A 19,572-nucleotide genomic window follows, 5' to 3' on the forward strand; every position below is an offset into this window, starting at 1 on the left:
GCCCGTCTCCCGGTCTGTGAGAGAATACCACGAATGCCGATCGCCAACTAGAATGGGGTTATTGGGCCAGCGCTGCCACACCGGGCAGGGTTTTGCCTTCCATCCATTCCAGGAACGCACCGCCGGCGGTCGAGATGTAGGTGAAGTCCTGCGCGGCGCCCGACGCGTTGAGGGCTGCAACCGTATCGCCGCCACCGGCGACCGACACAAGTTTGCCCGCCTGCGTCAGTTCTGCGGCTTTCAATGCAGCGGCATTTGTCGCCGCGTCGAAGGGTTCCAGTTCGAATGCCCCCAATGGGCCGTTCCAGATCAGAGTCTTGCTCTGTTCGAAGATGGTGCAGATTGCGGCGACGCTGTCCGGCCCGGCGTCCAGGATCATCGAATCTGCGGGGCACTTGTTCGCGGGGACGACCTTGTGTGGGGCGTGTGCTTCGAATTTCTCTGCAACGACAACATCGCTGGGCAGGACGATCCGGCAGCCTGCCTTGTCTGCTTTTGCCATGATTTCGACTGCAGTATCGGTCATCGCGTGCTCGGCCAACGATTTGCCAACGTCCAGCCCTTTGGCCAGCAGAAAGGTGTTGGCCATGCCGCCGCCGATGATCAGGTTGTCGACCTTCTCGATCAGGTTGCCCAGCAGATCCAGCTTGGTTGATACCTTGGCCCCACCGACCACGGCGGTCACCGGACGCTGAGGGTTGCCCAGAGCGGCTTCGAGTGCGCTGAGCTCTGCCTGCATCAGGCGCCCGGCGCAGGAGGGCAGAAGGCGCGCCAGTGCCTCGGTCGAACTATGCGCCCGATGAGCCGCCGAGAAAGCGTCATTGCAGTAGATGTCTCCCATCTTGGCCATACCTTCGGCCAAGGTCATGCTGTTCTGTGTCTCTTCGGCGTGAAAGCGGGTGTTCTCCAGCAGCAAGACCTCGCCGTCACCCTGGTTTGCGGCAGCGATTTCAGCCTCGTATCCGACGCAATCCTCTCCGAAGCGGACCTTGGTTCCAAAGGCGGCTTCCAGCGCGGGCACCAGCTGTTTCAGCGACAGGTTCTGCCGACGCTCACCGCCGGGCCGGCCGAAATGGGCCAGCAGGATGGGTTTGCCGCCAGCGGCCAGAATGTCGCGCACCGTGGGCACGATCCGCTGGATCCGCGTGTCATCGGTCACGGCGCCATCCAGAACCGGGACGTTGATGTCTACGCGCACAAGAACGCGTTTGCCCTGCAAATCCATGTCGTCCAGAGTTTTCCAGCCCATCGTGTCATCCTCGCCGTTGTCACCACGCTTAAGCGGTTCTTTTCCTGCATTTTGCCCTCAGGTCAATGCGTCACTTGGCTTTCGCGCGTCCGGCGCATAGGTATTTGCGCAAATCAATTCCACAGGAGGGCCCCATGGCCGAGATCAAGGATCCCGAAAACACCATCATCATCGAGCTGAAGGACGGTAACGTCGTCATCGAACTGCTGCCGGACGTGGCGCCTCAGCACAGCGAGCGCATGAAGGAACTGGCGCGCGCGGGCGAGTATGACAACGTGGCCTTTCACCGGGTGATCGACGGCTTCATGGCGCAGACCGGCGACGTGCAGCACGGCGACATGGAAGACGGCTTCAACATCCGCATGGCAGGCACTGGCGGGTCGTCCTTGCCGAACCTTCCGGCCGAGTTTTCCAAGTTGCCGCATGACCGGGGCACCCTGGGTGCCGCTCGTTCGGCCAACCCGAACTCGGCCAACTCGCAGTTCTTCATCAACTTCAAGGACAACCACTTCCTCAACGGTCAATACACCGTTTACGGCCGCGTGATCGAGGGGATGGAGCATGTCGATGCCATCACCCGCGGCGAGCCGCCTGCGAACCCCGACCGCATGATCAGCGTCAAGGTGGCCGCCGATGTATAAGCTGGCCGCCGTTTTTACCTTGTTGGCCAGCCCCGCGCTGGCCGCAGGCCTGCAGATCGAAGTCGAGGGCGAGGCCAACGGCACGATCACCATCGACCTGTTCGAGGACGTCGCGCCCAAGCATGTCGAGCAGATCACCGCTCTGGCCGCCGAAGGCAAGTATGACGGGGTGGTGTTCCACCGCGTGATCGAGGGGTTCATGGCACAGACCGGGGACGTGGAATACGGTAAACTGGGCAGCGACATGCGTCGTGCCGGCACCGGCGGTTCAAGCCGTCCGGACCTACCAGCCGAGTTTTCCGAAGTCCCTTACGAGCGCGGCATTGTCGGAATGGCTCGCGCCAGCAATCCGAACAGCGCAAATTCGCAGTTCTTCATCATGTTCGAACCGGCCCCGACCCTGAATGGCCAGTACACGGTGGTGGGCAAGGTGACCGACGGCATGGATGTTGTTGATGCGATCAAACGCGGCACAGGCCCGAACGGCGCGGTGGTCGGCCAACCGGACGTCATGACCAAGGTGACCGTCACCGAATGATCCCTAGACCCGGCGCGGATTGCGCGCCGGGTTGTCCGCGCACGGCGCTTCACGTCCCTGTGTAAGGGGCTTGGCCTGGCCGCACTGCCTGACGCACGATGGCAGCTAGCCAAAGGTGCCTCATGCGATGCCGTCTGTTTGCCCTTCTGCTGTTCTGCGCAACCGCGGTGTCCGCGGACCCGAACCTGTGGCGCGACGAATGGCCCAAAACCGATTTTTCGGTCACCTCGATCGGTGACTGGTCTGAAGTCCGGTCCGGCGGACCGCCGAAAGACGGCATCCCGGCCATCGACAAGCCCGAGTTTGTCCCAGCTACGGCGGAAACCGGGCTGGGGCTGACCGAGGCCGTGATCACGGTGGAACTGCCCGGTACGCGCCCGCGCGCCTATCCCCTGCGTTACCTGATCTGGCATGAAATCGTGAATGATCGGATCGGTAACCGTCCAGTCGCGGTTACCTATTGTCCACTGTGCAATTCGGGGCTGGTTTTTGATCGGCGTATCCCGGGACGGGTTCTCAGTTTCGGCGTGTCCGGCAAGCTGCGAAATTCGGACATGATCATGTATGACCGCGAAACCGAAAGCTGGTGGCAGCAAGCCACCGGCGAGGCGATTGTGGGCCAGTTTACCGGTGCTCAGTTGACAGCGCTGCCAGCGTGGATGGAAGGGTGGGATCAGTTCCGCAAGCGCAATCCCGACGGTCTGGTGATGGCCGAGCCGAATTTTGCGCGGGACTACGGGCGCAACCCTTATCGAGGGTATGACAGCGCGCGCAGACCGTTCCTGTATGACGGCGCGCTGCCTCCGCATGGTATTCAACCGCTCGAACGGGTGGTGCGTGTCGGAGAGCGGGCCTGGCCTCTGACGCGATTGCGTGCGGCTGGGCGATTGTCAGAAGCAGGCGTTGTCATCGTTTGGTCGGCGGGGCAGGCTTCGGCTCTGGACGCCGGGCGCGTCGACAAGGGACGCGACATAGGATCGATCCGCGTCACGGATGGTGCCGGACGGGATGTCGTGCATGATGTGATGTTCGCGTTTGCCTTCCACGCCTTCTGGCCCGACGGTATCTGGATGACAGGGCGCTGACCCGCGCGCCGCGCGATCAATTCACCTGTCTGGCAACGCTCCGGGTCCAGCCGCTCAGGCCGCGTCGGATGCGGGCCAGAAGACCGTATTCGTTCACGTGCTTTTTGTAGGCTCGGTAGGACGGCGCGCGTGACAGGCAGCGCTCTTCGTGCCAGGCCCGTGCGAAATAGATCAGGTTCACACCCAGGAGGGCCAGACAGTTGGCCAGGCCTGCCCAGAAGTCGACCGCGATGAACGGGATCGAAATCATCCACCAGGTGATGTTCTTGCTGATGTAGGACGGGTGTTTGCTGATGTTGTAGGGAAAGTCGCAGGCCAGCCCGCGATAGGTCAGGTTCGAGAACCGCAGACCCATGCGCGCGGCGGTCAGGCAATAGACCGCCAGGAAGAACAGGATGGTGCCGCCCCACAATCCGTAGAGGACAGGGTAATCCCACAGCCAGACACCCCAGGCGAAGCCATCCTCGACATAGTTGAAATAGCTGCGTGACAGCAGTTGCCAGAACGGGGCATAGCAGATCACGCAGACCAGCCATCCGCTCACCGTCGTCTCGGTCCAGCGAATATGAGAGGTCAGAAGCCGGGTGGCGGTGGCATAGCCGATGGTGACGATTGTCAGGTCCAGAAAGAAGGCAAAGCGGTAGAGATATGCGTAGATCTGCTGAAAGTCCTGCGCGTCCCACAGCGAACGGGTCTGCAGAAAGCTCCAGTCATAAACCAGATAGCAGAACATCAGTGGCAGAAAGAACCCTTTGACGCCCAGCCCAAGAAGGAAGGATTTCAACTCGCGGGCCCCGGTGGATTGGCGACCAAAAGACAAAACCACACGTCCCAGATGCCACATGCCGTCGCGAGGATGCCGCATCGAGAAATGAACCGCCGTGACAACGGAAAGGACAATCGCAAGGATCAGCGGCCAGTAGTCGCCGAACAGCGAAAAGAACGGCTGATACCATTCATCCCGGTAGAGGTCGGCGGTGGAGTAGAACAGCGCAAGCAGCGCAAGACTGGCCGCCAGACCAATAAGTTTGATCCAGAAATCAGCCAGATACGCCGGGTTTTTGAAGTTTTCCGGGTTGTAGACCAAACCGCTGCCCGGCTTGCGATGGATTCTGGCGATGAAAATCTCGGATAGGGCCAGAATGGCAAAGATCGTCAGAGCGAACAGAACAGTCTGATCCCGATCAGAGACCGCGCCGAGGTCTGGCCAGAAATAATGAACCAGCGGAATACTGGCCATCGCAATCCATGCGGTGGATGCGGGAATTGCGGAAGCGGGGCGCCGGAACTTTGGCCAGGAAATCATGATCAGGTCTTTCACAGAGTTCTGCGAATTCTGGCGGTTCGTTCCGGAAATTCAACCACCCTGATCCGACCGGTCGAATTCTTGCCGCGGGTGTGGCCCACGCAACCGTATAACAGAGTCACCTCCCGGCGTAGGCCGGGAGGGGGTTTGCATTAGTAGGACGGGTTTCTATTCGTCCGAGGCCATCATTTTCCAGATCGCGGCTCCCAAAGCGCCACCGATCAGCGGGGCGACCCAGAACAGCCACAGCTGCGCCAAGGCGGGGCCATCGGCAAACAGCGCCACCCCAGTCGAGCGGGCCGGGTTCACCGACGTATTGGTGACCGGGATCGAAATCAGGTGGATCAGTGTCAGCCCAAGACCGATGGCAATGGGCGCGAACCCGGCCGGAGCCTTTTCGGATGTCGCGCCCAGAATGATGATAAGGAAGAAGGCGGTCAAAACGATCTCGATCACCAGCGCCGACATCATCGAATATCCTTCGGGCGAGGCCTCACCATACCCGTTCGAAGCAAAACTGCCAACGCCTTCGAAGCCGGGTGCGCCGCTGACGATCACGTACAGAACGGCTGCGGCCAGTATCGCTCCAAGCACCTGCGCAGCCCAGTAGGGCAGCAGATCCTTGGACGGGAAACGCCCACCGATCATCAGCCCGAGGCTGACGGCGGGGTTGAAGTGACCACCCGATATGTGGCCGACCGCAAAGGCCATGGTCAGGACCGTCAGGCCGAAGGCGAACGACACGCCCAGCCATCCGATGCCCACATCGGCGACCCCGGCAGCCAGCACCGCGCTGCCACAACCGCCGAGAACCAGCCAGAACGTGCCGAAGAATTCGGCCATCAGTTTTGCTCGCATGATAAAACCTCCCAATTTCAACGAGGTGAAGTTTAATTCAAAAAACACCTTTTGTGAAAATGTATCGCGCGTGCAGGGCTTTGCGGTCTTGATAGGGGGACGGATTGTTGCCTGATGGGCATAGAAAAACGCCGCGGACAGTGGCCGCGGCGTTCTTGGAACTCGGTACTCGGAGCGGTTTACTGGCTGACTTCAGCCGCCGGATTGGCTCCGGTTTTGCCGCTGCGTCCCGGGTTCAGCGGATCGTCCTGACGCTGAACCGAGCCTTCGAAATGCGCGCCGCTTTCGATGGCGATGGTCTTGTGGATGATGTCGCCCTCAACCCGGGCGGTCGAGGTCAGACGTACTTTCAAACCCCGTACACGACCCACGATGCGGCCGTTCACAACCACGTCGTCCGCGGTCACTTCGCCTTTGATGGTCGCGGTTTCGCCGATAGTCAGCAGATGCGCGCGGATGTCGCCTTCGACGGTTCCTTCGACCTGGATGTCACCGGTGGTCTTGATGTTGCCGGTGATATGCAGGTCCGACGACAGAACCGATGCCGGCGGCTTGGGCTTGGGCGCGGTGCTTGCGGCCTTCTGTTCGGTCGGGGCAGGGGTCGCCTGAGGCGCCGGGGCTGCCGGCTTGGCCGTTTCGGATGCCTTGGGTGCGGGCTCGTTGATTTTGCTTTTAGAAAACATTGTTCGCAGCCTTGATGAAGTCCATTGGGTTTACAGGTTTTCCGTTCACGCGCACCTCGTAGTGCAGATGCGTTCCGGTCGACCGTCCGGAATTACCCATATCAGCAATGTGATCCCCGCGCGAGACCCTTTGGCCGACCTTCACGCGGATCTTCGAGTTATGGGCATAAAGTGTCTCAACCCCGAAGGCGTGCTTTATCTTGATCAGACGGCCATAGCCGGATTGCCAGCCCGCATGGGTCACGACACCGTCGGCGGTGGCGAAGATATCCGTGCCCGTCGGGGCCGCAAAGTCGGTGCCCTTGTGCATCCGGCGCCCGCCGGTTTTGGGGTCGCGGCGATAACCATATCCGCTGGTGAACCGGAACGCCGATTTGACCGGTGTGGCAAACGGGGCCTTTTCGGCCGCTATGCGATACAGATTCAGCTGGTCCATCTGCTGCAGAAGCTGATTTGCGCGCACCTCATCTGCCGAAAGCTCTTCGCCGCGGGTGCTGAAGGAAATCGGCGTCAGCGGGCCGCCCATGCCGCTGTAGCCGCGCCGCACTTCGTCAAGCATCCGGTCGGTGGGCATTCCGGCCTCGCGGAACATCTTGTCCAGCGGTTCAACCGAGATCACCATGGCTTCTTCCAACTGGCGGAAGATCTCGTCATTGCGTTCCTGCATCAGCAGGATTTCCAGCTCAAGCTCATCGCGCTGGTCCAGTGCCGCCTGTGCATCAGTTGCGATCTGGTCCCGCTGCTGTGCTGTCCGGGTCAGGGCGTCAGCCATGAATTCGATCTGTGCCGGAGCGGCAGAGGCGAACATCGCAACCGATGCGCCATCGGATTTCTCCTGAAGCTCGGCGAGTTGCGCCCGGGCTTCCTCACGTTGCTTCATGGTCGACCGCAGGGTGGTCTGAATGACCTCGATGCCGGTTTCCAGCTCGCGTCGACGGTTTTCGGATTCCAGCAGTTCCGACTGCATCGCCGAGATCTGCTGAAGCGCCGAGTTGAACCGGGCGTGCGCGGCCAGTGCTTCCTGGGCCCGCGCGTCGCGTTCCTGCGACAGGATGTTCAGCCGTTCCTGATAGGTCGCCTGATCGCGTTTGGCCTGTTCACGGAAATTGCCCGACCCGATGCTGTCCATCAGCAGGATCGCCGTGGCGACCGCCGTCCAGCCGACCATGATCGAAACGCCAAGTGCGGCCACGATCTGCGTCTCCGAGCTGAGCCGGATGAAGCGTGTGTCATTGTCGGATTTCAGGAAGACCCGGCGTTCCGGGAAGTGCCGTTCGAGCAGTGAGTGTAGTTTGATTGCCAGACGTGTTCTCACGCGCCTTACCTCTCATCCCCAATGTCGGGACCGGTCGTGAGTGGATCGCCGCCCCTTGGGCCGATTGCTTAAAGGGCCGGTCCCGGTTGGGCAAGTTTGTTAACCGATTGGTCGACAATTACGGTGTTTTCCCGCACGTCATCGGCAGAAAATTGCCGAAAGCGGCACGTTTCCGTCAGCGTTTCCCGTCTCCCGGGGGCGGCAGATCCTCGGTCAAAGGCCAGTAGAAATCGGGCGGCAGGCCGGCTTCGGCCCGCTTTTCCTCGTTGAAGGGCGGCTTGAGCGCGCCATGAAAATAGCGCCGGACCAGTTGATGGAACACGTCCTTGGGGTCGGCATTCTCGCGGCCGCACAGAAAGTGGAACCATTTCGAGCCATAGGCCACATGCCCGACTTCTTCGGCGTAGATCACCTCAAGCGCGGCCACGGCCTGATCGGCCTTTGCCTTGCGGAAGATGTCGATCATGCCCGGTGTCACATCGAGGCCGCGCGCCTCGAGCACCATGGGCACCACCGCCAGCCGGCCCATCAGGTCTTCGGCGGTGTCCTCGGCCGCACGCCACATCCCGGCATGGGCGGGGAGGGCGCCGTAATAACTGCCCATCGCCTCCAAGCAATCGCAGACCATTTCGAAATGGCGCGATTCCTCCTCGGCGCATTTGACCCAGTCGTCGTAGAAGCCAACCGGCATCGGCACATGTCCAAACCGTGCGATGATGTCCCAGTGCAGGTCCACGGCATTCAACTCGATATGGGCCACAGCGTGCAGCAGCGCGATGCGTCCAGCCTCCGAGCCGGGGCGACGGCGCGGCACGTCGCGCGGCGACAGCAGCTCGGGCTTGTCAGGACGCGACGGATGCAACGGTGGCGTGGCTGTTCCGACTTCGATCGCGGGGGTGTCGCCGTTGCGCGCCGCAAACCATTCGGCGGCATAGCGTTTGGAAAGGGCGGTCTTGGACCGCCCATCCGCAGTGGTCAGAACCTCGGTTGCCATCTGGGTCAGGGTTTTGGCCACGGTAATCCTCGGGTTGGATGAAAACTGCCGCCTCTTAGACCGGATGGCCCGCAGCGTCAAAGCGCGCGTACGGCCTCCAGCACCTCATCCACATGGCCGGGAACTTTGACCTTGCGCCACACGCGGGCGATCTTTCCGTCGGCGTCGATCAGGAAGGTCGAGCGCTCGATCCCCATCGACTTCTTGCCATACATGTTTTTTTCGACCCAGACGCCGTAATCCTCGCACACGGTCGAACCTTCGTCGGACAGCAGCGGAGTGGTCAGCCCGTGCTTGGCGACGAACTTGTCGTGCTTGGCGACACTGTCGCGAGAGATGCCGAAAACCTGTGCACCGGCGTCGGCAAAGGATTGAAGCTGCTCCGAGAAACCGATGGATTCCTTGGTGCAGCCCGGCGTATCATCGCGGGGATAAAAGAACAGAACAACGGGACGACCGCGCAGGTCCGACAGGGTAACCGTGCCGCCGCCATCGCGGGGCAAGGTGAAATCGGTGGCGATGTCTGCAACGTCAGGCATTTTGAACTCCGGTCAGGATTTGTAGGTGATGCCGCGTATCATAGGGCGGCTCGGGCAGGTTGAAAGACGTGGACGGCAAATTGGCGCAAGACGAACAGGACGAGGCTGAGAAGGGCGGGAAACCGCCGCGCCGCCGATCCCGTCGGCGGACAGCCGGGCTGTGGGCCTTGCGCGGGGTGTTCCTGCTGGTGTTTCTGGCCGTCCTGTCCGGGGTCATGGTGTTCGGCCATCGGATCCATGCGCCGGAATGGCTGCGCGACCGGGTCGAAACGCGGCTGGAAAACGTATTGGGCGGTTTGCAGATCCGGTTCGGCGATGTGAGCTTTATCATCAATCAGGAATGGCGCCCGCGTCTGCGGCTCAGCGATGTTTCGATCAGCGACGCCGAGGGGCGCCAGATCGCTCAGGTCTCAAGCATGCAGGCCAGCCTGGCGATGCGTCCGCTGCTGCGCGGCCATGTCCGGCCCAAGCGGATCACACTCAACGGAGCGCAGATCGCACTGACCCGAGCCGAGGACGGATCGCTCTCGCTGACCGTCGGTTCCGGCAGCGCGCCCGTGCAGAATGCGCCAACCTTGGCCGAATTGATCGAACAGTCCGATCAGGTGTTCCTGTCACCGGTCCTGTCGTCTCTGACCTCGGTCGAGCTTGACGCCATTACGCTGGATTACCGCGACTTGCGCCTTGGGCGGTCCTGGGTTCTGGACGGCGGGCATATTCTGGCGACGCGGAGCGAAGGCGCCCTGCGCCTGGCGACCGGGTTTTCGGTGCTGGCGGGCCGTGACTATGTCAGCATGATCGAAGCGAACTACACCAGCACGCTCGGCTCACCCGAGGCGCAGTTCGGGATTTCGATCACCGATCTTCCGGCGACCGACGTGGCGGCGCAAACCCCGGCACTGGCCTGGTTGCAGGTATTGGACACGCCGATCTCGGGCGCATTGCGCGGCAGTATCGACGGGGCCGGCGCGCTCGGGCCGGTATTTGCAACCTTGAACCTTGGGGCCGGGGCCGTTCAGCCCAACCCCGAGACCCGACCGGTTCCGTTCGACTCGGCCCGCACGTATTTCACCTATGACCCGGCGCAGCAGGTTCTGGATTTCAACGAGGTTTCCGTGGTGTCGGGCTGGGGCAGCGTACAGGGCGAGGGCAAAGCCTATCTGAAGGGTGTAGAGGCCGGCGCGCTGGAAAGCATGGCGGTGCAGTTCCGTCTGAACGGTATCCGGGTGAACCCAGCCGACCTGTTCGTTGATGCGCTAGAGGTCAAGCAGGCCGATCTGGACTTTCAAGTGCGCCTGAACCCCTTCCGGCTGCAGCTGGGGCAGGTCGTGGTCGAGGATGGCGAAGACCTATTGCGCGCTTCGGGCGAGCTTGTGGGCCTGCCGGAGGGGTGGAGCGTGGATCTGAACGCGCGGCTGGGGCACATGGCATCGGACAAGCTGCTGCATTACTGGCCGCCCCGATTGGCTCCGAAGCCGCGCAAATGGGTTACCGAGAACCTGTACGAAGGCAATCTGTCGGACATGGACTTCGTTCTGAGGCTGCGGCCCGGAGACTCCAAGCCCGAACTGTATCTTGATTTCGATTTCGATGATGCGCTGGTTCGGTTTGCCAAGACCTTGCCGCCGATCCAAGGCGGGCGTGGGCAGGCCACGCTGATTGGCCGTCGATTCACGGTGACCGCCCGCAAGGGCGTGGTGATCGCCGATGACGGTGGCGCGGTTGATGCCTCTGGGACGTCGTTCATCATCCCGGATACAGACATCAAAAAGAATACACCGGGCATTGTGCGTGTTCAGGCCAGTGGCAGTGTGACCTCGGCCTTGTCGTTGCTTGACCGGGCGCCGCTGCAATTGCTGACCAAGGCAAACCTTCCGGTTGATCTGGCTTCGGGCAGCGTGCGACTGGGCGGCACTCTGTCTCTGCCCTTGATCAAGGGGTTGAAATTCGAGGACACGCAATTTCACTTTCTGGGAGAATTGATTGATCTGGATACGGAAAAACTGGTTCCGGGCTTCCGCATCAGCGCCGCCAAACTGCGCCTGAGCGGGGATCAGACCCAGGTGGCCATAGACGGAGACGGTCTGTTCGGTGAGGTGCCGATACAGGCGACTTGGCGACAACCGATCGGCGGCAAGACAGCACAACGCAGCACACTCAGTGGGCAGATCGAACTGTCCCCGTGGTTGATGGATGAACTGAAGGCCGGATTGCCGTCCGGTATGCTGACCGGGCAAGGCGTGGCTGAGATCAGTCTTGGAATTGGAGGGGGAGAGCCGACAAAGCTGACCGCGACCTCTGATCTGGTCGGCGTCGGAATGGCAATTCCCGAACTGGGGTGGCAAAAATCCGCAGCCACTGCCGGGACGTTGGCCACCGAGGCGACGCTGGGCGATCAACTGCGAGTGGACAGCCTGCGGATTGATGCCGCCGGATTGCGCGCGGTGGCCTCGATCTCGATCGCAAATGGCGCTTTGGATCGGGTTCAGTTCAGTTCTTTTGAACTGGGCGATTGGTTGGCTGTTCCGGCCGAGTTGATCGGCCGTGGTGCCGCGGCGCCGGATATCCGCGTTTTGGGCGGCGTTCTCAACCTGGGCAAAGCGACGTTCGGCAGCGGCAGCGGCGGCGGCGCGTCATCGGGTCGAGGTCCGAACCTTGACGTGGCGCTGGACCGGCTGCAGGTGACCGAGGAAGTGGCCCTGACCGGTTTGAAGGGCAATTTCGAAACGACCGGAGGGTTGAAAGGTGGATTTTCCGCTCAGGTCAACGGAGGCGCCCCGGTCCAGGGGCAGGTTGTGCCCAGCGGATCGCGCAGTGCGGTCAGCCTGCAATCCGTGGACGCCGGTGCGGTACTGCGGTCTGCCGGTTTGTTGACCCAGGCCAGAGGAGGAAAGCTGCAACTCCGGTTGAATCCGGTGGCTGGCCCGGGCAACTACGATCTGACCCTGAAAATCACGGACACGCGGATCCAGGATGCTCCGGCCATGGCGGCGTTGCTGAATGCCATCAGTCTGGTCGGTCTACTGACCGAGATGGCCGGGCAGGGGATCTACTTCTCATCAATCGACAGCGAGATGCGGATCACGCCGACCGAGGTCAAGATTCTCAGCGGCAGTGCGGTTGGACCGTCGATGGGGCTGTCCTTCGACGGGACGGTGGATACCGAACGAAAGTTCCTGAACCTGCGCGGCGCGATCTCTCCGATCTATATGGTGAACGCGATTGGCAGCGTCCTGACAAAGAAGGGCGAGGGCGTTTTCGCGTTCAACTATACGCTGGTGGGCCCGATCTCGGCCCCGCAAGTGTCCGTGAACCCGCTGTCCGGTCTGGCGCCACTGTTTTTGCGCAACTTGCTACGAGAACCTGCCCCAACCGTTTCCGACGGCCCAAATGCAACGCCTGTCGCACCGGAAGGACCGAGCCCTTCGGTGGGAAGCCGGGGCGAGGACCGCTGACGCAGAGTGTGGCCGAATCTGTTCGGGCGATGTATGGCGCGGCCATGAAGCTGAGTGATTTCGATTTCTACCTGCCTGATGACCTGATTGCCACGCGGCCCGCCAGTCCGCGGTCTTCGGCGCGCCTGCTGGTGGCACAGGGTGACGCGATCTCGGATGATCGGGTGTTCAACCTGCCCGACTGGCTTAGCCCCGGTGATCGGCTGGTGCTTAACGACACGCGCGTCATCCCGGCCCGGCTGAGCGGCCGGCGTCATCGCGACAGCGCCCAGGGTCCGGTCTCGGCCGCGATCGAGGCCACCTTGCTGGAGCCCCGCGCCGACGGGACCTGGGGTGCATTGCTGAAACCGCTCAAGAAGATCCGGGTGGGCGAAGAAATTGTGTTCTCCGACGACCTCAGCGCGGTTCTGGAAGGGGTCGCTGACGGCCAGGCCCATCTGCGCTTCAATCTGAAGGGCGATGATTTCGACCAGGCGCTCGAGCAGGCCGGAGCAATGCCTTTGCCCCCCTACATCGCGGCCAAACGGCCCGCGGACGAGCGTGACAAGACTGATTATCAGACCGTTTGGGCGCGGCAGGCCGGGGCTGTGGCGGCACCGACCGCCTCTCTGCACTTTGACGAGCCATTGTTGCAGGCCCTTGCGGATCGGGGAGTCGAGTTCACCCATGTTACCCTGCACGTCGGGGCCGGAACGTTCCTGCCGGTCAAGGTCGAGGATGTGACGACCCACAAGATGCACGCCGAATGGGGACAGGTCAGCCCGCAGGCCGCAGCCGAGATTCAGGCGACCAAAGCCTCGGGTGGTCGCGTCATCCCGGTCGGCACCACCGCCTTGCGACTGATCGAAAGTGCCGCGCGCGATGGATCGATCCAGCCTTGGGAGGGGGAGACCGACATCTTCATCTACCCCGGCTTCCAGTTTCAGGTCACCGACGCGCTGATGACCAATTTCCATCTGCCGAAATCGACGCTTCTGATGCTGGTTTCGGCGCTGATGGGACCGGACAGGATGCTGCGGGTCTATGATCATGCGATCAAAAGTGGCTATCGCTTCTTTTCTTATGGTGACGCGTCGCTTTTGATCCCTTAGAGGGCGGGATCGCGGGATCGAATCTGGTCAATGTCGTAGACAAGCGCGACCGGGACATCGTTTGATCCTTTAACGAAAGCCATTGTTCAGCGGATTTGGAGTGCAAACATGCTTCAGGTACTTGCCAGCGCGTGGGCGCTTCTACTCGGAATGGGTCTGCTGATGATCGGCAACGGCCTGCAGGGCACCTTGTTGGGTGTCCGGGGCGAGATCGAAGGGTTTTCGACCCTGCAGATGTCGTTTGTCATGTCCGCGTATTTCCTCGGTTTTCTGGGCGGATCCCGACTTGCACCCGAGATGATACGGAGGGTCGGGCACGTGCGGGTCTTCGCTGCGCTGGCGTCGTTCATCTCTGCCGTGATGATCAGCTATCCGATGCTGACCGATCCGATCGCGTGGTCGCTGGGCCGTGTGGTCATCGGGTTCTGCTTTTCCGGCGTGTACGTGACCGCCGAAAGCTGGCTGAACAACGCTGCGAGCAACGAAAACCGTGGCCAGGCTTTGTCGCTATATATGATCGTCCAGATGATCGGCATTGTCAGCGCGCAGGCACTGATGCTTGCAGGGGACCCGGCCGGGTACGAAACCTTTGTGATTGCCTCGATCCTGGTTTCCGTTTCCTTTGCTCCGATCCTGTTGTCGATTTCTCCGACCCCGGCTTTTGATACGACCAAGCCGATGACGCTCAGGCAACTGATGGACACGTCGCCCTTGGGCTGTGTCGGCATGTTCCTCTTGGGCGGCATCTTCTCGGCTCAGTTCGGCATGGCCGCGGTTTACGGTGCGCGGGCCGGGCTGACACTGGTCGAGATTTCGACCTTCGTGGCGTCATTCTATATCGGCGCGTTGGTCCTGCAGTATCCGTTGGGCTGGTTTTCGGATCGCATGGACCGGCGCCTGTTGATCCTGCTGGTGTCGGTCGTTGGCGGCATTAGTGCGGCGGTGGGCATGGTTTTCGGGGTCGACTTCCCGGTTTTGCTGGCTGCGGCCTTTGTCATCGGTGGCATGTCCAATCCGCTGTATTCCCTGCTCATCGCCTACACCAACGACTACCTCGAACACGAAGATATGGCGGCCGCGTCCGGCGGGCTTATTTTCATCAACGGGCTTGGCGCAATTGCCGGCCCGCTGATCACCGGCTGGTTGATGGGGGATGCCGTGTTCGGGCCGCCCGGCTTTTTCCTGTTCATTGCCGCACTACTGTTTGTCATGGCAGGCTATGCGGTCTACCGGATGACCCAGCGGGCCTCGGTGCCCGTGGACGAGACCGGCACCATGTCGCCGCTGTACCCGACGGCATCGCCGGTCGCACTGGAAGTTGCTCAGGAAGTCGCGATCGAAGCGGCGCAGGACGAAGAGGAGGAGCACCAACCCGCTTGACCGCCGGATTTGTGTCGTCACTGTTGCAATATGTTACTGTAACAAGTCTGTAAAACCGACTTAAATGACGTTACGTCCCTCGGGGGGGAACAGACGGAGACAAGGGCAATGGTTGGTCCTGAAGAAGTACTGAGTTTCTGGTTAGATGAAGTAGGCCCCGAGGGGTGGTACCGCGAAGATGAAGCGCTGGATGCGCAGATTCGGGACCGCTTCCTTGAGACATGGCAAGCCGCGTGCGAGGGTAAGTTCTCTCTGTGGTTGACCTATCCCAGCGGATCGCTGGCCTACATCATCCTCATGGACCAGTTTCCGCGCAACATGTTCCGAGGCAGCGGCAAAGCCTTCTCATCCGACAAGGCGGCACTGGCAGCAGCGAAATGTGCCGTCGACAAGGAATGGGATCTGAAGATCGACGAGCCCGCCCGACAGTTCTTCTACCTGCCGATGATGCATTCAGAGAACCTGTGCGATCAGGAGCGCTGTGTGCGCCTGATGTGCCAGCGTATGCCTGAACATGGTTCAAGCAATCTGCTGCATGCCCGGGCCCATCGTGAGGTGATCCGCCAGTTCGGGCGTTTCCCGTACCGCAACGCGGCGCTTGCCCGTCAGACCACGGCACCCGAAGCCGCATATGTCAGCGGCGGTGGATACGGCACTACGGTTCGTGAGTTGCAGGCGGGTTAGGCCGCCTCTCCACATCCGCGCAATTCGATCAGCCTGGCCGTTGTGGCATCGACGGTCGTGGTGACTGCATAATCAATCAGCATCTGAGGATTTTCGACCAGTTCGTTGAGGCGGGCCTGCGTGGTTTCCAGCTTAGCTTGAACCTCGTCCAATCGCACCAGCGCCTGCTGAAGCTTCTGCTTCAACTCCGGCTCATCATCTCCCAGGATGCGAATACCGGACAGATCAGCGCGCAGACTTGCAAGATCCTCTCGGACGCCCTGCGCCTGTTCACGCAGCGGCTGAACGATTTGCAGGCTTTCTCTGAAGTTGTCCTGAATATTCTCGACGCTTCGCGCCAGCTTCCAACCAAGGAACAGACACAGAGCTACAAGGATCAGTGTGGCGTTCAAAAGGGCAAGCAACAAGTCTTTGAGGGTCTTGGCCATGATTGGTTTCCCTAAAATCTGTAGATCCGAAATTCGAACATGGTTGCAGGTCTTTTCTAGCCTTCGAGGGACGCGGGGTATAGGCTGAATAGCGCGCACTCTTGTTTTGATGACCCTGCGTCACATATGTCGCGGGGCAGCATATTGATGCGTTCAAAAAAATAGTTTAACGGTAAACTAGTTTTCAATCGACCTGCGCCGAGAGGTAAACATGGCTGCACAATCCTTTGATCTGATCGTAATCGGTGCGGGCCCCGGCGGCTATGTGGCTGCCATTCGTGCGGCCCAACTGGGCCTCAAGACCGCCGTGGTCGAGCGCGAGCATTTGGGCGGCATCTGCCTGAACTGGGGTTGCATCCCGACCAAGGCCTTGCTGCGGTCGGCCGAAGTGTTCCATCTGATGGAGCGCGCCAAGGATTTCGGTCTGAGTGCGGACAAGATCGGTTACGATCTGGACGCGGTCGTCAAACGCTCGCGCGGGGTTGCAAAGCAGCTGACCAGCGGTGTCGGGCATTTGCTGAAAAAGAACAAAGTCACCGTCGTGATGGGCGAGGCGACAATCCCGTCGAAAGGTAAAGTGACGGTCAAGACCGACAAGGGCACCGAGGAACTGACGGCGAAGAACATCGTCTTGGCCACCGGTGCCCGTGCGCGCGAGTTGCCGGGCCTGGAGGCAGATGGCGATCTGGTCTGGACCTACAAACATGCGCTGCAACCGGCGCGGATGCCGAAAAAGCTGCTTGTTATCGGGTCCGGAGCGATCGGGATCGAGTTTGCCAGCTTCTACAATACGTTGGGCGCAGACACGACCGTGGTCGAAGTGATGGACCGGGTCTTGCCGGTCGAAGACGCCGAGATCAGCGCGTTCGCCAGGAAATCCTTTGTCAAACAGGGCATGAAGATCATGGAGAAGTCCATGGTCAAGCAGCTGGATCGCGGCAAAGGCAAGGTGACGGCTCATATCGAAACCGGTGGCAAGGTCGAAAAGCACGACTTCGATACCGTCATCTCCGCCGTTGGGATCGTCGGAAATGTCGAGAACCTCGGGCTTGAGGCGCTGGGCGTCAAAATTGACCGCACCCATGTGGTGACGGATGCATACTGCCGGACCGGGGTCGATGGCCTCTATGCCATCGGCGACATCGCCGGAGCGCCTTGGCTTGCGCACAAGGCCAGCCACGAAGGCGTGATGGTCGCAGAACTCATCGCTGGCAAACATGCCCATCCCGTGAAACCGGAAAGCATCGCGGGATGTACCTATTGTCATCCCCAGGTCGCGTCGGTTGGCTATACCGAGGCCAAGGCCAAGGAGCTTGGCTTTGATGTGAAAGTTGGCCGCTTCCCGTTCATCGGCAATGGCAAGGCAATTGCATTGGGCGAGCCGGAAGGCATGATCAAAACCGTATTCGACGCGAAAACCGGCGAGTTGCTGGGCGCTCATATGGTTGGCGCGGAAGTGACCGAACTGATTCAGGGCTATGTCGTAGGTCGCCAGTTGGAGACCACCGAAGAGGACCTGATGAATACAGTCTTCCCGCACCCGACCTTGTCGGAAATGATGCATGAATCGGTTTTGGACGCCTACGGGCGCGTGATCCACATGTAAGACGGTCTGTCCGCGGGCCGCGGCTTAAGGGGGCGCTGCCCCCGGCCGCGTTGCCCGCGACACACCGGGATACCGCCGGCCGGATGAAGTTCGCATCCGCGCTTCACCCGGCTCGGAATATCCCGGAGCGCAAGGCTGCGCCTTGCGATAAAACGCGGCTATCGGCTCAGAGCGTCCAGAATTCGGGCCCACGAGCGGATCCCTTTATGAAAGCTTTTCACGTCGTATTTTTCATTGGGCGAATGGATTGCGTCATCGTCGTTGGCATAGCCGACCAACATTGAATCCAAGCCCAGGACCGTATTGAAGTATCCCACCACCGGGATCGATCCTCCCATGCCGGTGAAAACGGCTTCGCGCCCCCATTCGTCGGACAGTGCGGCGCGTGCCGCTTCGAATTCCGGGCGATCCAGGTTCATGACCGACGCAGGGGAGCCCTCGAGATCATTGTCCCAGACGACTTTGGCGTCAGGAGAGAGCCGGTCTTCAACATGCTTACGGATCTTGTCGCGCAGTTTGTCCGGGTCCATTTCACCGACCAGGCGACATGTGATCTTGCAATGTGCCTGGCTGGGGATCACCGTTTTCGAACCGGCGCCGTTGTAGCCGCCCCACAGCCCGTTGATCTCCAGCGTCGGGCGCGCCCACTGCTGTTCAAGGGTCGAGTACCCTTTCTCACCATGAGGTTGCGTGTAACCCACCGAGTTGAGATATTCGGCCTCGTCGAAACCACAGTTCTCCCACTGGCGCAGCTGCTCGGCGGGAACTTCGTGGACCCCTTCGTAGAAACCTTGCACAGCGACCCGTCCGGTTTCCTCATCGTAGAACGATGCTACGATCCGCGAGATTTCACGCAGCGGGTTCAAGCCGGGGCCGCCGTAATGGCCGGAATGCAGGTCGATGCGCGGACCGATGATGGTGAATTCGTCCTTGAGCATGCCGCGCAGTTGCGATGCGATCGAGGGCACACCGCGTGATACCATCGAGGTGTCGCAGACCAGCGCCAGATCGGCCTTCAAATCTTCCTTGTTGGCCTCAAGAAATGGGACCAGCGAAGGTGAACCGGATTCCTCTTCGCCTTCGAAGAAAAACGTGATGCGGCAAGGCAGCTTGCCGTTGACCGCCTTCCAGGCGCGGCAGGCTTCGACAAATGTCATCAACTGGCCCTTGTCATCCGAAGAGCCCCGTCCGCGGATGACCTGACCGTGTTCTGTCTCTTCCAGCGCCGGGTCGAACGGGTCACGGTTCCACAGGTCCAAGGGATCAACGGGCTGCACATCGTAATGGCCGTAGAACAGCACGTGCGGGGCGTCCGCATCGTCGCCGACATGGCCTACGACCATCGGGTGGCCCGGGGTCGGGTGCTTTTTCGCATCGATCCCGATGCTTTTGAGGTCGTCGACCAACCAGTCAGCCGCCTTGTCCACGTCTTTCTTGAAGGCCGGATCGGTGGAAATCGACGGGATTCGCAGAAACTCCATCAGCCGCTCGATGGAGGCTGAGAGGTCAGAGTCGATTTTGCTCAGAGTGGCGTCAAGCGACATGGGTGTACTCCTGAATGGATGAGATATTGCGGCGGACCCTAACAGCGCTGGCAGCGCCGTCCAGCCCGTAGCGGCGGGAAAACGCGCGTCTGATCGGAAACATTCTGCGCGAAACGGGACGTAACCTGCGTCGTTTCCTCGCGCCTTATGGTCTCAACTTTACTTGTCGCTGCGGG

17 protein-coding genes are annotated in these 19,572 nt (G+C 60.8%); 8 read left to right on the plus strand and 9 right to left on the minus strand.

Features of this window, described 5'->3' with window-relative positions; all coding sequences use genetic code 11:
• Window positions 1-58: 58 nt before the first annotated feature.
• Window positions 59-1,249, minus strand: a complete 1,191-nt coding sequence (locus ACR3EL_RS06425) for a phosphoglycerate kinase (RefSeq protein ID WP_480720874.1) — start codon at window positions 1,247-1,249, stop codon at window positions 59-61.
• Between the two features lie 134 nt (window positions 1,250-1,383).
• Between ACR3EL_RS06425 and ACR3EL_RS06430 the strand changes: the two genes are divergently transcribed.
• The 3 genes from ACR3EL_RS06430 to ACR3EL_RS06440 all read left to right on the plus strand — a co-directional run bounded on the left by ACR3EL_RS06430 (window position 1,384) and on the right by ACR3EL_RS06440 (window position 3,513).
• Window positions 1,384-1,890, plus strand: coding sequence for a peptidylprolyl isomerase (locus tag ACR3EL_RS06430; protein ID WP_093962382.1), 507 nt, complete (start codon window positions 1,384-1,386; stop codon window positions 1,888-1,890).
• The gene (locus ACR3EL_RS06435; protein ID WP_170338115.1) at window positions 1,883-2,428 is read left to right on the plus strand and encodes a peptidylprolyl isomerase; all 546 of its coding nucleotides are present in this window, start codon (window positions 1,883-1,885) and stop codon (window positions 2,426-2,428) included. Before ACR3EL_RS06430 ends, ACR3EL_RS06435 begins: the two co-directional genes overlap by 8 nt.
• A 122-nt stretch (window positions 2,429-2,550) precedes the next feature.
• The gene (locus tag ACR3EL_RS06440) at window positions 2,551-3,513 is read left to right on the plus strand and encodes a DUF3179 domain-containing protein (RefSeq protein WP_170338116.1); all 963 of its coding nucleotides are present in this window, start codon (window positions 2,551-2,553) and stop codon (window positions 3,511-3,513) included.
• A gap of 16 nt (window positions 3,514-3,529) precedes the next feature.
• Here ACR3EL_RS06440 and ACR3EL_RS06445 read toward each other — a convergent pair whose 3' ends face one another.
• The 6 genes from ACR3EL_RS06445 to ACR3EL_RS06470 all read right to left on the minus strand — a co-directional run bounded on the left by ACR3EL_RS06445 (window position 3,530) and on the right by ACR3EL_RS06470 (window position 9,208).
• Entirely contained in the window at window positions 3,530-4,753 is a 1,224-nt protein-coding gene (locus ACR3EL_RS06445; protein ID WP_170338118.1) for an isoprenylcysteine carboxyl methyltransferase, read from the minus strand.
• 234 nt (window positions 4,754-4,987) lie between these two features.
• The gene (aqpZ, locus tag ACR3EL_RS06450; protein ID WP_170338120.1) at window positions 4,988-5,677 is read right to left on the minus strand and encodes an aquaporin Z; all 690 of its coding nucleotides are present in this window, start codon (window positions 5,675-5,677) and stop codon (window positions 4,988-4,990) included.
• 179 nt (window positions 5,678-5,856) lie between these two features.
• Window positions 5,857-6,360 carry a bactofilin family protein gene (locus tag ACR3EL_RS06455; RefSeq protein WP_170338122.1) on the minus strand — a complete coding sequence of 168 codons (504 nt, stop codon included), beginning with the start codon at window positions 6,358-6,360 and terminating at the stop codon, window positions 5,857-5,859.
• A complete protein-coding gene (locus ACR3EL_RS06460; protein ID WP_170358803.1) occupies window positions 6,350-7,675 on the minus strand; it encodes a DUF5930 domain-containing protein in 1,326 nt (441 codons plus the stop codon). Before ACR3EL_RS06460 ends, ACR3EL_RS06455 begins: the two co-directional genes overlap by 11 nt.
• 175 nt (window positions 7,676-7,850) lie before the next feature.
• A complete protein-coding gene (locus tag ACR3EL_RS06465) occupies window positions 7,851-8,669 on the minus strand; it encodes a ferritin-like domain-containing protein (RefSeq protein WP_170339424.1) in 819 nt (272 codons plus the stop codon).
• A 77-nt stretch (window positions 8,670-8,746) separates the two neighbouring features.
• A complete protein-coding gene (locus ACR3EL_RS06470; protein ID WP_170338126.1) occupies window positions 8,747-9,208 on the minus strand; it encodes a peroxiredoxin in 462 nt (153 codons plus the stop codon).
• 68 nt (window positions 9,209-9,276) lie between these two features.
• On the opposite strand from ACR3EL_RS06470, the gene ACR3EL_RS06475 reads away from it, so the two are divergent.
• The 4 genes from ACR3EL_RS06475 (at window position 9,277) to ACR3EL_RS06490 (ending at window position 15,818) form a co-directional block, all read left to right on the plus strand.
• On the plus strand, window positions 9,277-12,663 hold the full coding sequence (locus ACR3EL_RS06475) for a YhdP family protein (RefSeq protein ID WP_480720878.1): 3,387 nt from the start codon (window positions 9,277-9,279) through the stop codon (window positions 12,661-12,663).
• 44 nt (window positions 12,664-12,707) lie between these two features.
• A complete protein-coding gene (queA, locus tag ACR3EL_RS06480; protein ID WP_170339427.1) occupies window positions 12,708-13,754 on the plus strand; it encodes a tRNA preQ1(34) S-adenosylmethionine ribosyltransferase-isomerase QueA in 1,047 nt (348 codons plus the stop codon).
• A gap of 108 nt (window positions 13,755-13,862) precedes the next feature.
• Entirely contained in the window at window positions 13,863-15,134 is a 1,272-nt protein-coding gene (locus tag ACR3EL_RS06485; RefSeq protein WP_480720881.1) for an MFS transporter, read from the plus strand.
• A 108-nt stretch (window positions 15,135-15,242) separates the two neighbouring features.
• Window positions 15,243-15,818 carry a DUF924 family protein gene (locus tag ACR3EL_RS06490; RefSeq protein ID WP_170368622.1) on the plus strand — a complete coding sequence of 192 codons (576 nt, stop codon included), beginning with the start codon at window positions 15,243-15,245 and terminating at the stop codon, window positions 15,816-15,818.
• On the opposite strand, the gene ACR3EL_RS06495 is transcribed toward ACR3EL_RS06490, so the two are convergent.
• Window positions 15,815-16,246, minus strand: a complete 432-nt coding sequence (locus ACR3EL_RS06495; RefSeq protein ID WP_170368621.1) for a hypothetical protein — start codon at window positions 16,244-16,246, stop codon at window positions 15,815-15,817. The genes ACR3EL_RS06490 and ACR3EL_RS06495 overlap by 4 nt on opposite strands.
• A gap of 211 nt (window positions 16,247-16,457) precedes the next feature.
• Between ACR3EL_RS06495 and lpdA the strand changes: the two genes are divergently transcribed.
• A complete protein-coding gene (gene lpdA, locus ACR3EL_RS06500; RefSeq protein ID WP_170338136.1) occupies window positions 16,458-17,852 on the plus strand; it encodes a dihydrolipoyl dehydrogenase in 1,395 nt (464 codons plus the stop codon).
• A gap of 158 nt (window positions 17,853-18,010) precedes the next feature.
• Here the strand turns inward: lpdA and ACR3EL_RS06505 are convergent, their stop codons facing one another.
• Complete coding sequence (locus ACR3EL_RS06505) at window positions 18,011-19,396, minus strand: dipeptidase (protein WP_480720884.1); 1,386 nt, start codon at window positions 19,394-19,396, stop codon at window positions 18,011-18,013.
• Between the last annotated feature and the right edge of the window lie 176 nt (window positions 19,397-19,572).

Source organism: Ruegeria sp. BJ3 (assembly GCF_056535665.1).

Bases quoted from the DNA above. Each gene is read 5' to 3' on its own strand.
- ACR3EL_RS06425 (WP_480720874.1), bottom strand. From the start codon at position 1,249: ATGGGCTGGAAAACTCTGGACGACATGGATTTGCAGGGCAAACGCGTT.
- ACR3EL_RS06430 (WP_093962382.1), top strand. From the start codon at position 1,384: ATGGCCGAGATCAAGGATCCCGAAAACACCATCATCATCGAGCTGAAG.
- ACR3EL_RS06435 (WP_170338115.1), top strand. From the start codon at position 1,883: ATGTATAAGCTGGCCGCCGTTTTTACCTTGTTGGCCAGCCCCGCGCTG.
- ACR3EL_RS06440 (WP_170338116.1), top strand. From the start codon at position 2,551: ATGCGATGCCGTCTGTTTGCCCTTCTGCTGTTCTGCGCAACCGCGGTG.
- ACR3EL_RS06445 (WP_170338118.1), bottom strand. From the start codon at position 4,753: ATGGCCAGTATTCCGCTGGTTCATTATTTCTGGCCAGACCTCGGCGCG.
- aqpZ (WP_170338120.1), bottom strand. From the start codon at position 5,677: ATGCGAGCAAAACTGATGGCCGAATTCTTCGGCACGTTCTGGCTGGTT.
- ACR3EL_RS06455 (WP_170338122.1), bottom strand. From the start codon at position 6,360: ATGTTTTCTAAAAGCAAAATCAACGAGCCCGCACCCAAGGCATCCGAA.
- ACR3EL_RS06465 (WP_170339424.1), bottom strand. From the start codon at position 8,669: ATGGCAACCGAGGTTCTGACCACTGCGGATGGGCGGTCCAAGACCGCC.
- ACR3EL_RS06470 (WP_170338126.1), bottom strand. From the start codon at position 9,208: ATGCCTGACGTTGCAGACATCGCCACCGATTTCACCTTGCCCCGCGAT.
- queA (WP_170339427.1), top strand. From the start codon at position 12,708: ATGAAGCTGAGTGATTTCGATTTCTACCTGCCTGATGACCTGATTGCC.
- ACR3EL_RS06485 (WP_480720881.1), top strand. From the start codon at position 13,863: ATGCTTCAGGTACTTGCCAGCGCGTGGGCGCTTCTACTCGGAATGGGT.
- ACR3EL_RS06490 (WP_170368622.1), top strand. From the start codon at position 15,243: ATGGTTGGTCCTGAAGAAGTACTGAGTTTCTGGTTAGATGAAGTAGGC.
- ACR3EL_RS06495 (WP_170368621.1), bottom strand. From the start codon at position 16,246: ATGGCCAAGACCCTCAAAGACTTGTTGCTTGCCCTTTTGAACGCCACA.
- lpdA (WP_170338136.1), top strand. From the start codon at position 16,458: ATGGCTGCACAATCCTTTGATCTGATCGTAATCGGTGCGGGCCCCGGC.
- ACR3EL_RS06505 (WP_480720884.1), bottom strand. From the start codon at position 19,396: ATGTCGCTTGACGCCACTCTGAGCAAAATCGACTCTGACCTCTCAGCC.